Source organism: Aureisphaera galaxeae (assembly GCF_028561275.1).
GTDB lineage: Bacteria > Bacteroidota > Bacteroidia > Flavobacteriales > Flavobacteriaceae > Aureisphaera > Aureisphaera galaxeae.
In genome coordinates, this window is record NZ_JAQQTF010000002.1 from 894,250 (window position 1) to 907,981 (window position 13,732).

Consider the following 13,732-nt stretch of genomic DNA (forward strand, 5'->3'; position numbering starts at 1 on the left):
AATACTTCCCTCTTTATAATTAACTTACGGTTTATTGTATGAAATTTATACTCTCAGTGTTGCTAGGTGTAATTTCTATGGTGTGCATTTCTCAGAATATGTACAGGGCCGATGAAATTCCGACCGAACTAAAAGAAAACGCCAATAGTGTCATCCGCAAGGAGACCACGGCTATAGAAATCGCTACTCCTAAAAAGCTGGTGCTTCGCAATAAATTGGTGATCACCATTCTCAACAAAAATGGGAATAGACATATAAATCCTACAGTTCCTTACGACAATGCTTCTAAAGTAAAAAGTGCAGAGGCTCGCATTTACGATGCGGAAGGGGAGGAAATCGAAAAATTCAAAAAGAAAGATTTTCTCGATATAAGTGCTGTTTCAGGGGGTACGCTTTATTCAGACAATAGGATGTTGGTCTTTAGTTACACTCCCGACGACTATCCCTATACCATTGTGTTTGAATACGAAACCGAGACGGGAAATACGGCACTTATTCCGCCATTTATTCCATTGGCACGATACAATAGTAGTGTGATGGAAAGTATTTATTCCATAACCTACGGAGAGGGAATTAAAATGCGCCAAAAAATCACCGATCCTTCCAATGAAATCATAAAGACAGAACAACCAGGAAGTATCTTTTTATCTTCCAAAGGCATTGAAGCCATAGAACCCGAATACCATAGTCCGAGCTTGGACAGTAAAATACCTTCAGCGTTTTTCGCTTTGGATGCTTTTTATCTACAGGGTGTTCCTGGGGGTGGAAAGGATTGGGCCGAATTTGGAACGTGGATGGATACGAAATTGCTGCAGGATGTACGGGACTTACCGGCAGCTACCAAAACCAAGATCAAGAACCTTGTGGCCAACGCAACCACTGTAGAGGAGAAGGCAAGGATCGTGTATGAGTACGTTCAGAAAAATACCCGATACATTAGTGTTCAGATAGGTATTGGAGGTTGGAAACCCATGGCAGCTTCGGAGGTGGACAAATTGGGTTATGGTGATTGTAAAGCTCTGACCAATTATACCAAATCCTTATTGGATGAGGTAGGGGTTACCTCTTATTACTCTATAGTCTATGGGGACCGTCAGAAAAGGAATATTGAATCGGACTTTACTTCATTGCAAGGGAATCATATGATTCTAGCCGTTCCCAATGACGATGAAACTATATGGTTGGAGTGTACCAGTCAGACCGTGCCTTTCGGATTTATTGCCAACTTCACAGACGATAGGGATGTGCTTATGGTGACACCCGAAGGAGGGAAAATTGCGCATACCACAGTCTATCCCTATCATGAAAATACGTTGAAAACCACAGGAAAATGCGTATTGCATGATAGTGGTAATATTTCGGTAAAAGTGAATATGGAGTCCGGAGGAACGCAGTATAGCCAACGCCACGAAATCGAGAGCAAAACAAAGGACGAAAAAGACGAACATTACAAAGAGTACTGGGATTACGTAGATAATATCACCTTGAAATCAGTAGCCTTCGATAACAATAAGGAAGCAGTGAAGCTTTCCGAAACAATTGAATTCGATGCAAGATCCTATACGAGCACTGCTGGGGAGAATCTAATTTTTCCAGTGAACGTATTGAACCGTTTTACCTACATTCCGAAACGCTACAAAAACAGAAAGTTCCCGCTATATATTTCACGAGGATTTGTGGATGAGGATGAAGTATCCATTGAACTTCCCCCTGGATTTGGGGTTACTTCACTGCCGGAACCCATTCAATTGGAAACCAAATTTGGGATGTATACTTCGCAGCTTACGGAAACCGAACCAGGGAAGTACAAATACCAAAGAAAGTTTGAAATACACGAAGGGGAATTTCCGAAAGAGGAATACGAGAACTACCGAAAGTTCATGAAAAAAGTAGCCAGACACGATAACCAAAAGATAATTCTAACCAAACTATAAATTATGAGAAACCCTATCCTTTTGTTGATTTGCTTCTTGACCTTTACAGCTGCTGTACAAGGGCAGGATTATAAGTTCGGGAAAGCCATTAAAAATGATGTATTGTTAAAGCAGGATGTAAAGTTTCCAGAGGCTAATGCCGTGGTGCTTTTTCGCGAAGTAACCGTCTTTTTGGGTTCCGAAGTAGAAGTATACGAAAGAATTAAAATATTTAATGAAGAAGGGTATGATCATGCTACGGTAAGGATTCCTTATCCCGATGTGAAAAGGGTAAAGGGAGCCACTTACAATTTGGTGAATGGTGCTGTGGAGAAAACCGAACTTGATAAGAACCTAATCTTTACCGATGAAGAGATTAAGGGTGTGAAAATTAAGAAGTTTTCTTTCCCTAATGTAAATGCTGGCTCGGTAATAGAATTTTCCTATCGAACCGATAGAGGGACCTTTGCTAATATTCATTTGCAGCACGACATTCCTATTAAAAGGGAGAAAATCCATGTCACCAACAATACTGGGGCAGGCGTTGAAATTTTACAGAACCCAAGAGCATTCCTGGATGTGGCAAGGGTGGAAGAAGGAAAGACCACCAATTTCATTGCAAATAATGTTCCCGCATTGGAGCATGAGAACTACGTTTACGATATGGATGTATATCGTTCGTTCCTGAAAATTAATGTAACCGCTTTTGGGGATTTCTATAAGTTCAACAATTGGAAATCCTTAGGAGGTAAAATCATTTCCGTCGATTATTTTTCGCAAGGAATGAAGGCGAAAAAGTTCTACAGGGATGACATAGAAGCCGCACTGGGAGGAGAGATCGATCAGCTTAAAAAGGCAAGAATCGTTTACAATTTATTGCGTGATAAGGTAAAATGGAACGAAAACTACGGATATATTCCGGATCAATCCGTTCGCGAAACCTACAAAAAAGGGGAAGGCGGCTTGGATGATATCAATATTCTTTTGGTATCCATGTTGGAAAGTGTGGGGATCGATGCCGCTCCGGTTTTAGTATCTACCAAGAGGAATGGAATTCCATTAAGTGCCAGTGGAAGTGCATTCAATGGCGTATTGGCCTCGGCTGTTATAGCAGGTAAAACATACCTGTTAGACGGTGCTCATCATAATTCGCGTTTCGACTATTTGGCCTCTCACTTCTTGAACTGGCAAGGACTACGAATTTTTCAGGACCATAGCTTCGACTGGGTGACGTTGGAGAATAACAATGTCTCGGCCAAGAACATCATTGGGCAAGCTTCCATCGACGAGGATCTCATGATTTCTGGAAACGTTCGGGAAAGACATAGTGGGTACTATGGTATTTACAAGGACTCGGAAATTGAAGATCTAGGGGAAAACAAGATTGAAACCATTTTAGATTACGATGCAGATGGTTTGGAAGTGAACGAAGTGAAAGCAGATGCCAAAAAAGAGGGTATTGTAGATGTTTCTTTTGCCTTTGAAATGGAAAATGCGATCGATGAAATCGACGGCAAACTCTATTTCTCTCCTTTGTTATTTACAGCCATTCCTGAAAACCCCTTTCAAAAAGAAGAACGTAAGTACTCCATCGATTTCGAATATTTGCTGAAGGACCAAACGATGATGACCATTAAGATTCCTGAAGGATATCAGGTAGAATCTTTGCCCGAAGCCATCAAGTTCTCCCTGCCTGATAATATGGGGTCCTTTATTTACCGTATTTCCGCTCAGGGGACCAACATTCAGGTACAATGTGCTTTTCAAATCAATACACCCCTTATGCCTTACGATACCTATGATAGTTTGAAAGAATTTTTCAAAGTGCGTATGGACAAGGAAACGGAAAAAGTAGTACTTTCAAAAGTGTAAAAAACCTTAATGTTTCGCCTTAAACACATTGTTGTTCTATGTAGTTTCCTATGGCCATGCCTAATGTGGTCTCAGCATAAGGAAATGCCTAAAGTTACCAAGGAACAACTATTGGAAAAACAGGATGATGTGTTTAAGGATGAACCGGCTAAGATTATCTATCGCGATATCTTTTTCGAATTCGGGAATATACTGAAGGTCCGTGAAGCCCGAAAGATATACAATAACGATGGATTGGATTATTCCGATTTGGAGATTCCTTATGAGGAAGTAGAGGTGTTGGAAGCCAAAACATACAATCTGGTAGACGATGAGATTGTCATCACAGAGGTTTTGGATAAGCAAATACTGAAGAAGGAAGTCACCGAAGACGATACAGACGTCATCATCCCTTTCCCTAACGTTAGGGAAGGCTCTATTATCGAAATATTCTATATCGTTGAGGATATTGGGATGTGGTCCATTTTTTACCAGAGTTCCTTGCCTATAGAAGATTTTCATTTGTCTTTTTCCAATCCGACACCCGTGGCATTGACCCTTTCCAAAAACGGATACTCTCCGATAGAGTTGGATGTGAATAAAAAGGGTAAGTTCCTTTATTATACAGGAAAGGATATTCCACCCTTACGGGATGAAGGTTACCTGGGGAGTCTTAATAATTATAGAGGCCGTCTTTTCATAGAAGTGCTATTGAACTATCGCCGTCAGAAATTGAAAGATTGGGGCGATATAGCCAAGTATTTCAATTCTGTGTATTGGGGAGGTAGGAAGAATAGCTCCAGAAGGAATTTTAAGGAGCTGCTTTCCGACGGGAATAGCCTTCGTAAGGTAGTGGCGGAAGTGGTGGGTGCAGAAACTGATCCGAAGAAAAGAGCGGAAAAAATATTCACCTATGTTCGCGATAGGATGGAATGGGATGGCTATTATCGGGATTTCAGTTTTTCTACAAAGAAAGTGCACAGGGATGAGGAGGGGAGTGCAGGAGCCATTAATGTGTTATTAACGACCATGCTTCGTGAAGCAGGATTGGATGCAAATCTAATGATGATAGCCTCCAAGAACCGTGGGTTTATTCATTTTATAACCAAAAACCTATTCAATTATATTGTGGTTCACGTGAACATAGACGGAACCTTTTATTTGTTGGATGCATCACGAAAGAAATCGGGATTTGGGGAGCTTCCCATTCATTTCCTGAATGGAGATGGACTTCTTTTATATACTGGACGAGGCCATGCCCTTGTTTCTACCCAGGCCCGCATGAAATCGCAAAGCTCACAAGTAATTGATGTCACCATAGATCCAGAGGAAATGAGCGTAAGCGCTGATGTGAAAAAACGCATATCCGGCTATTTTGCCCGTGGGCATAGAGACGATTACGAAGAAACTCAAGAAAAAGGGTATGTGGATGATTTGCAGGAGTCCCGTGATTTCCTCTCCATATCCAATATGGTTGTGAAAGAAATGGACAATCCCGATCGCCCTTTGAGTATTTTCTACAATCTGGAATGGGAAGAATATATGGAAGAAATTAATGGGGATCTCTATTTTAAACCGCTACTGTATTTTGGATGGGAAGAAAACCGATTAAAGCAGGAAGAACGTATATATCCGCTTGATTTTGGCTTTCCTTCTGCTCGAAAAGTAAAGATGAATTTTAAGATTCCCGATGGTTATGAAGTAAAAAGCCTATTGGATCCAGTGGCCATTACTACCCCAGATAATTTAGCTTCATTATCCTTTAATTGTGCATTGAAGGGAAATCAAATTGAAGTATCTTTGAACCTGAATATTAATCAAGGGATTATCCCAACGGAGTATTATCCAAGTGTGAAAGAAATATTTGCGAAATACACCGAAGTATCAGATTCGAAAATCGTCCTTACAAAATCCTAGAAATGGACTTGCAAAATGCCCAATTAGTTGTAGATAAGTGGATCAAAGAACACGGGGTTCGCTACTTTAACGAACTCACCAATATGGCTCAACTCACCGAAGAAGTAGGGGAGGTGGCCCGAATCATAGCTCGGCGTTATGGCGAACAGAGCGAAAAGGAAAGCGATAAGGACAAAGACCTAGGAGAGGAACTGGCCGATGTGGTTTTCGTGGTGCTTTGTTTGGCCAATCAGACAGGGGTCGACTTACAGACAGCTTTCGATAAAAAGATGGATAAGAAGACCAAACGCGATCACGACCGTCACCATAACAATGAAAAGCTGAAGTAATGTTCAAAAGGATTGTAACCCATCCCGGATTTTGGCGGTCCGTGTTATTTCTTAGTTTCATGTACCTGCTCATCCTATTGGTGGTGCAATGGTTCATGACAGGGCTATCTTCTAATTTTATTACACTTTTATTGCAATCCAACAAAGTTTGGATGGTACCCATTGCCGGATTCATTGCCGGATTTATGGTGAGCTACGGTAAATTTTGGGCACGATTGAAACGTCAGGATCAGCGAAAATGAAAGCAACGCTACAGCATTCCAAAAACTTGGTAGAGAAAGCTACCATTAAGGTCACAGGTTCCAAAAGCGAGTCCAATCGTTTATTGGTGCTTCAGGCATTATATCCACAATGTTCGATTGCCAATCTTTCCCAAAGCGACGATACCGTGGCATTGGGCAAAGGAATCCATATAGAAAAAGGAACGGTAGATATACACCATGCTGGTACCGCCATGCGCTTTCTTACCGCTTTTTTCGCTTCTCGAGAAGGAAGGGAAATTGTATTAACGGGGAGTCAGCGTATGCAAGAACGGCCCATTGGTGTACTCGTAGATGCCTTGAAGCAGTTAGGAGCAGATATAACATACACTAAGAATGAGGGGTTTCCGCCCTTATTGATTAAAGGAAAACAACTTGCCCAAAACGAAGTTTCCATTCAGGCCAATGTAAGTAGTCAGTACATTTCTGCCTTAATGTTAATCGCACCTTCCTTGCCTGACGGGTTGAATATCCTATTGGAGGGAAAGGTGACTTCTGTTCCCTATATTGAAATGACCCTTTCCTTATTGCATGAATTGGGTGTGGAAGGTCATTTTTCTGAAAATACCATCTCCATTGCTCCTATGTCAGCTGGAAAAAGTACGACCATTACCGTAGAAAGCGATTGGAGTTCTGCCTCGTACTTTTATAGTATCGTGGCCCTTTCCCATAATCTTTCGGTGACCTTGCACAGCTATAAACGAAATAGTTTACAAGGGGATGCTGCCTTATCTAAATTGTACGAATCCTTTGGAGTTGGGACTGCGTTTAACGAAGAAAACGCCACCATGACCCTTTCAAAATCAGACGGCGAACTGCCCAAGTCGGTCAATTTCAATCTTGTGAAAACCCCAGATATAGCGCAAACTATTGCCGTTACCTGCTTTGGTTTGGGTATGGGTTGTACACTTACGGGTTTGCATACGCTCAAAATAAAAGAGACAGATCGCTTGGTTGCCTTGAAGAATGAACTGGAAAAGCTCGGAGCAACAATAAGCATAACGGATGAATCCTTAGAACTTTACCCTAGAACTTCTATCCAAGAAAATGTTTCCATAGCCACATATCACGATCATCGTATGGCCATGGCTTTTGCTCCATTGGCGCTACGTGTGCCCATCTCCATTTTAGATAGTGGAGTGGTAAGCAAATCCTTTCCCACTTTTTGGGAAGACCTTTCAAAATTGGGGTTTGTAATAAATTTCGAAGAATAAACGTCCATTTACTTGACAACCCCTATTTCGAGATCGTATATTTGCGCTCTTTTAAAATAAAACGATACGAACTATGGGAATGAAATTATCCAACTTCAACTTTGAGCTACCTCAGGAGCTATTAGCAGAATATCCTGCTCCAAATAGAGACGAAGCTCGATTAATGGTACTGAACCGTAAAGACCAGACCATTGAACACAAAATGTTCAAGGATTTGATCGATTATTTTGAAGAGGATGATGTGTTGGTTCTTAACAATACAAAGGTATTTCCGGCACGTTTGTTCGGTAACAAGGAAAAAACAGGAGCCAGAATCGAAGTTTTCCTTTTACGTGAATTGAACAGCGAAACCCGTCTTTGGGATGTGTTGGTAGACCCAGCCCGAAAGATTCGAATTGGAAATAAACTATACTTCGGTGAGGATGAATCATTAGTAGCTGAGGTAATCGATAATACGACTTCACGAGGGAGAACCCTGCGATTCTTGTTCGATGGGTCCTACGAAGAATTCCGTAATAAACTAACGGAATTGGGTGAAACTCCACTGCCTAAATACATCAAAAGAGATGTAGAGCCAGAAGATGCGGATAGATATCAAACCATCTTTGCCAAAAACGAAGGTGCCGTAGCAGCGCCAACCGCTGGTTTGCACTTTTCCAAGCACTTGCTGAAGCGTTTGGAAATAAAAGGAGTGAATTTTGCCGAGGTAACACTTCACGTGGGCTTGGGAACCTTTAGCCCTGTAGAAGTGGAAGACCTTTCCAAGCATAAGATGGACAGTGAAGAAATCATCATCGATGAAAGGGCTGTGGACATCATTAACCATGGAATCGACAGTAAACGTAAGGTATGTGCTGTAGGTACAACTGTAATGCGATCTTTGGAAAGTTCGGTTTCTTCCAACAATACACTAAATTCCTATGCGGGATGGACCAATAAGTTCATTTTCCCTCCTTATGATTTCAGTATTGCAAATTGTATGGTGACCAACTTCCATACACCAAAATCTACCCTGCTCATGATGGTTTCTGCCTTTGCAGGACATGAATTTGTAAAAGAGGCCTATGCAGAAGCAATCAAGGAAAAATACCGTTTCTATACCTATGGAGATGCTATGCTCATCCTATAAAAAAGAAGCGCGAACCCATATAAGGCCCCATTCCACTAGGAAATGGGGCTTTTTTTATGCGGTATTTTATTTTTCTATCTAAGAATAATCCTGTATTTTAGTATGTTATAACAGCTGAATCAATAGAGTATAGGTGAAAACACTACGCCTTTTTATCATAGTATTGATGGTTCCCCTGCTTTCTGTCTTGGCACAGGAAAGGACGGAGGATAAGCCTGTTAGTTGGGAATTGAACCTTCAAGAGGTAGAACCTATCGAACTTCCTACCATAGACTTAGAGGCCGTTTACGAAGAGGATAGTGTCAACGATTTAGACAAAAGTCTTCCGTGGCGTTATGGTATTGAACGCCCTATCATCGTAAATCTTCAGACCGATGGGGAATGGACCGATTTAAGCAATGGGGACAGAATCTGGAGAGCGGCAATTAAATCGCCTGAGGCCATCAATATGAGCGTTAATTTCAACGACTTCCTTTTGCCAAATGGCGGACGTTTGGTATTCTATAATTTCGATAGAACCGATATTTCCAAAACCTATTCACACAGACATAATAGGGATTCAAAAAAATTAGGATCCTGGTATATCGATGGAGATACTATTTACATAGAATATAATCAGCTAGCGGGTACGCCAGATATAGTAGAGCTAGAAATTGGAAGTATCATTCATGGATATAGATTAGGACAGGTAGACGACCTGATTGAAGGAATGGGAAATAGAGGTCTTAACGATTCGGGGGCCTGTAATTATGATGTGAATTGCCCAGTAGGTGATGATTTCGATGATAAGAAGGAATTATTAAAAAAGACCGTGGCCTTGTTAAATCTGGGTAACGGTTATTTATGTTCCGCTTCTTTAATGAACAATACAAGAGTGGACAAAACCCCATATTTATTAACAGGAAATCACTGTTTGGAGAATTCGGACCCTAATTTTTGGTCTGTACGCTTTAATTGGGTAAGCCCCATTCCGGTGTGTGCAGAAGATACAGGTAGCGTGGATGTACAAACTAATTTTACCATGAGTGGAGCGGAACTACGAGCCAACAATGCCGAAAGTGATTTCGCCTTGGTAGAATTGGTGAGTGAAATCCCAGCCTCTTGGGATGTCGCCTTTGCCGGTTGGGATAGAAGTGATAACATTCCCGAATTTCAAGTAGGAATCCACCACCCCAATGGGGATATCATGAAAATTTGTCGCGATGATGATCCTGCCATGAAGGAAAATGCCAATGGTACCGAAGTATGGCTCATTAAAGGAGTTTCTGCCGGTAATGGAAATGGATGGGAACTTGGAACTACGGAAAGTGGTTCTTCTGGATCCCCACTCTTCGACCAAGAAGGACGGGTTATCGGACAGTTATATGCCGGTCAGTCGTTTTGTGACGGTACCGAAAACAATGGCGATTACGATATTTACGGAAGATTTGCAGTTTCTTGGGATAATGGAACAACCCCAGAAACACGATTAATGGATTGGCTGGATCCTATAGGCACAGGACAGTTTACGTTAGAATCTCACTCTAATGCCCTGAGTACTCCAGATTTTGAAGCGACGGGAATTTTACGAGTGTATCCAAATCCTGCCACTACCTATGTTTCTATCATGAATACTCGCTATCCAAATCTAAGCTATCGCTTATACAATCTAGTGGGGCAGCAGATATTTTCGGGAAATGCCTCTAGTTCAGAAAATAGAATTGACGTTTCAGCCCTGCAGGAAGGGATTTATTTCCTGCACTTGGTAGATGAAAACAGTCAGAACGATATTACAAAGAAAATCATTGTCGAAAACTAACCGAACCAGCCAACATCGGCAATGATGGAAACCTCTTTCGTACGAAAGAGGTTTTTTTGTGCACCACTACATAAATATGTGGTAATTTTGTGGCCCATGCAGCAAGAGAAAAAAGACATAAGGGCGCTTTCTAAAGAAGAACTAAGGGACTTCTTTGTTTCTATTGGGGACAAAGCCTTTCGGGGTAACCAGGTCTATGAATGGCTTTGGAACAAAGGAGCACACTCTTTTGAGGAAATGACCAATATTTCTAAAGATACCCGGGCCCATTTAGAGGAGCACTTCACTATAAATCACATTAAGGTAGATCATTTGCAAAGAAGTACCGACGGAACCATTAAGAACGCGGTGAAGTTATATGATGGCTTGATAGTGGAATCGGTCCTCATCCCTACCGAAACCAGGACTACCGCCTGTGTGTCCTCTCAGGTAGGATGTAGTTTGGATTGTAAATTCTGCGCTACAGCTCGATTGAAGCGTATGCGGAATCTAAATCCCGACGAGATTTATGATCAAGTGGTTGCTATTCACCGGGAAAGTATGTTATATCACAACAGGCCCCTTTCCAATATTGTGTTTATGGGGATGGGAGAACCCCTTATGAATTATAAGAATGTACTGTTGTCTATCGATAAAATTACAAGCGACGAAGGTTTGGGGATGTCTCCAAAACGGATTACCCTTTCTACCTCCGGTGTTCCCAAGATGATCAAGAAATTGGCAGATGATGAGGTTCGATTTAATTTGGCGGTGTCATTGCATTCGGCCATTCAAGAGACCCGAGAAAAGATCATGCCTTTTGCCAAGAGTTTTACGTTAGACGACTTGAAAGAGTCCTTAGAATATTGGTACGCCAAAACCAAACGTATTGTTACTTATGAATATGTGGTTTGGAAGAATGTAAATGATAAGCCGGAGGATATTAAGGCCTTGGTAAAGTTCTGCAAGTACATTCCATCCAAAGTAAATCTTATCGAATACAATCCTATAGACGATGGCGAGTTTCAACAAGCATCGGATAGGGCCATCGATCAATACATCGAAGCACTGGAGAAGAATAGGATCCCGGTCACCGTGCGAAGAAGCCGCGGAAAAGATATTGATGCCGCCTGTGGGCAATTGGCCAACAAGCAATAAAAAAACGGCTCTTGATTTCCCAAGAGCCGTTTTCAGTTTATCTAGTGTCTAAACTTATCTTTTTACGATTTTGAAAGAGCTAGTTTGTCCTTCTACAGATGCCTTAACAATGTACATTCCTGCATTCAAGGAAGCAATGTTAATTGTTTCGTCGTTGCTGGAAAGTTTCTGAGAAAGTACATTTTGTCCCAATACGTTGAAAATCTCAACATTTTGAAGTGGGAATGCAGCTCTTAACGCCATTTCGTTGTTAGAAACATAGTGAGAAAGCGTAGAGATAGCGCTGTCATTCAAACCTAAAGTACCGTCTACTACAACGTTATCGATAAGAACAGAGTTGTGGTCGAACGTGTCGAAGTGTCTGAAAGCGATGTACACCTGCATTCCAGCGTACGAAGAAAGGTCAAGAGTAATATCAACTGCTGAGTTCTCTCCACCGTTATCCGCTGGTGTCTGGTTTCCAATCTGATCGTCGAATACGGGAGTTTCAGTAATAAGCGTAGCAGGATCGTTAGAAGTAGATACATACACAGCTAGACGATCTTCCAAGAAAGTACCGTTAATTTGGTAGGTACCAAATGTAAAGGTTAGCATTCCGTCACTTACACCTGTTAAATCAACAGGGTTAGTAAGGATTAGGAAGTTGTCTGGAGTCATTGGGCTGTTCGGGTTACCATCTTCCCAAGAATCAGAGTCAGCTACCATACCATCAAGTGGGGAAGCAGAAGCATCTGAAGTAGAAATATCGGAAACTTCAAAGAACTCACCATCATTGTCAAAGTCTACGGAAGTCCAATTTGCGAAGGTTGTCGCATCTGGAGTTTCTCCGTTAAAGTCATCAGAAAAAATCTGAGCATTCATAGTAAAGGCAGCGAAAACTGCTACCAATAAAGTAATCTTTTTCATAGGGGATTAAATTTAAATTAAAAATTAGTTTTCTAGTAGAGCAAGTATAGCTATAAATGCAGTAATCTGGATACGCCCCGATAAGGTTTAACACCGTTTTATCCTTTTTGTGAGAAAAAAGGTAGATTTTCATAATACTATGAGAAATGAAGTGAGAACGTTCTTTGTTGAAATCCATATTATTATAGAGTTTTCGCTTTTTCGCTACCCTTTGCACCTCCCGTATAGAAAAAGCCATTTTACACTATTTATTCGTCGTTTTCTCCTATTTTTGAAGGGTTAAATGAAAATTGTTTCTCAAATAAAGGAACCCATCGAGATCGAAATGGAACACTTCGAAAAGAAGTTTTCCAATTCCATGTCTTCTCAAGTATCCCTTCTTAATCGTATTACCCATTATGTAGTAAATCGCAAGGGGAAACAAATGCGTCCTATGTTCGTATTCCTCATTGCCAAAATGTGCAATGATGGAACCATTAACGAACGCACCTATCGGGGAGCTTCGGTCATTGAGTTGATCCATACCGCAACCTTGGTCCATGACGATGTGGTAGACGATAGCAATCGAAGAAGGGGGTTCTTTTCCATCAACGCCCTCTGGAAAAACAAAATTGCTGTTTTGGTAGGGGATTATTTGCTTTCCAAAGGATTGCTACTTTCCATAGATAATGATGATTTCGATTTGTTAAAAATCATCTCTGTGGCTGTACGTGAAATGAGCGAAGGCGAATTACTTCAGATTGAGAAAGCGCGTAGGTTGGACATTACGGAAGAAGTATATTTCGAAATCATACGACAGAAAACCGCCACCCTTATCGCGGCTTGTTGTGCTATGGGAGCGAAATCTGTAAATGCTCCCGATGATGAAGTAGAAAACCTAAGGCGCTTCGGGGAACTCATTGGTATCGCCTTTCAAATAAAGGATGATCTATTCGACTATGGTGAAGAAAAGATTGGAAAACCCACAGGGATCGATATCAAGGAAAAGAAAATGACGCTGCCTTTAATCTATGCCCTAAATCATGCTTCCTCTAAAGACAGAGCTTGGTTAATCAATTCGGTAAAAAATCACAATAAGGATAAAAAAAGGGTGAAAGAGGTTATTGCTTATGTGAAAAGCAACGGTGGATTGGAATATGCCATTGCCCAGATGAAGGATTACCAACAGCGTGCCCTAGAAATTCTGAAAGCCTATCCAGACTCTCCCTACAAAGCGGCACTAGAATTGATGGTAAATTATGTGATCGACAGAAAAAAATAATTTTTTTCACGCCCCAG

The 13,732-nt window shown here is 41.2% G+C and carries 11 protein-coding genes; 10 read left to right on the forward strand and 1 reads right to left on the reverse strand.

All coding sequences use genetic code 11. From position 1 onward, the window contains the following. Nucleotides 1-38 precede the first annotated feature (38 nt). From POV27_RS03870 to rlmN, 9 genes are all read left to right on the forward strand, one after another. Entirely contained in the window at nt 39-1,934 is a 1,896-nt protein-coding gene (locus POV27_RS03870) for a DUF3857 domain-containing protein (protein WP_272861411.1), read from the forward strand. Nucleotides 1,935-1,937: 3 nt separating this feature from the next. Beyond that, complete coding sequence (locus POV27_RS03875) at nt 1,938-3,785, forward strand: DUF3857 domain-containing protein (protein WP_272861412.1); 1,848 nt, start codon at nt 1,938-1,940, stop codon at nt 3,783-3,785. Between the two features lie 84 nt (nt 3,786-3,869). Continuing rightward, nucleotides 3,870-5,681 (forward strand): transglutaminase family protein, encoded by a 1,812-nt coding sequence (locus tag POV27_RS03880; protein ID WP_272861413.1) that lies wholly within the window; start codon nt 3,870-3,872, stop codon nt 5,679-5,681. 2 nt (nt 5,682-5,683) lie between these two features. Further along, on the forward strand, nt 5,684-6,010 hold the full coding sequence (locus POV27_RS03885) for a nucleotide pyrophosphohydrolase (protein WP_272861414.1): 327 nt from the start codon (nt 5,684-5,686) through the stop codon (nt 6,008-6,010). Then, nucleotides 6,010-6,252: a hypothetical protein gene (locus POV27_RS03890; RefSeq protein ID WP_272861415.1), complete on the forward strand. Its 243-nt coding sequence runs from the start codon at nt 6,010-6,012 to the stop codon at nt 6,250-6,252. The genes POV27_RS03885 and POV27_RS03890 overlap by 1 nt, the downstream gene beginning before the upstream one ends. After that, a complete protein-coding gene (locus tag POV27_RS03895) occupies nt 6,249-7,484 on the forward strand; it encodes a 3-phosphoshikimate 1-carboxyvinyltransferase (protein ID WP_272861416.1) in 1,236 nt (411 codons plus the stop codon). Before POV27_RS03890 ends, POV27_RS03895 begins: the two co-directional genes overlap by 4 nt. Nucleotides 7,485-7,563: 79 nt before the next feature. Then, complete coding sequence (queA, locus tag POV27_RS03900; RefSeq protein WP_272861597.1) at nt 7,564-8,613, forward strand: tRNA preQ1(34) S-adenosylmethionine ribosyltransferase-isomerase QueA; 1,050 nt, start codon at nt 7,564-7,566, stop codon at nt 8,611-8,613. A 133-nt stretch (nt 8,614-8,746) separates the two neighbouring features. Further along, nucleotides 8,747-10,411, forward strand: a complete 1,665-nt coding sequence (locus tag POV27_RS03905) for a T9SS type A sorting domain-containing protein (protein WP_272861417.1) — start codon at nt 8,747-8,749, stop codon at nt 10,409-10,411. A 96-nt stretch (nt 10,412-10,507) separates the two neighbouring features. After that, nucleotides 10,508-11,548 carry a dual-specificity RNA methyltransferase RlmN gene (gene rlmN / locus POV27_RS03910; RefSeq protein ID WP_272861418.1) on the forward strand — a complete coding sequence of 347 codons (1,041 nt, stop codon included), beginning with the start codon at nt 10,508-10,510 and terminating at the stop codon, nt 11,546-11,548. A 54-nt stretch (nt 11,549-11,602) separates the two neighbouring features. Here rlmN and POV27_RS03915 read toward each other — a convergent pair whose 3' ends face one another. Further along, nucleotides 11,603-12,454, reverse strand: a complete 852-nt coding sequence (locus tag POV27_RS03915) for a T9SS-dependent choice-of-anchor J family protein (protein ID WP_272861419.1) — start codon at nt 12,452-12,454, stop codon at nt 11,603-11,605. A 283-nt stretch (nt 12,455-12,737) separates the two neighbouring features. Between POV27_RS03915 and POV27_RS03920 the strand changes: the two genes are divergently transcribed. Further along, complete coding sequence (locus POV27_RS03920; protein ID WP_272861420.1) at nt 12,738-13,715, forward strand: polyprenyl synthetase family protein; 978 nt, start codon at nt 12,738-12,740, stop codon at nt 13,713-13,715. The last annotated feature ends 17 nt before the right edge of the window (nt 13,716-13,732 follow it).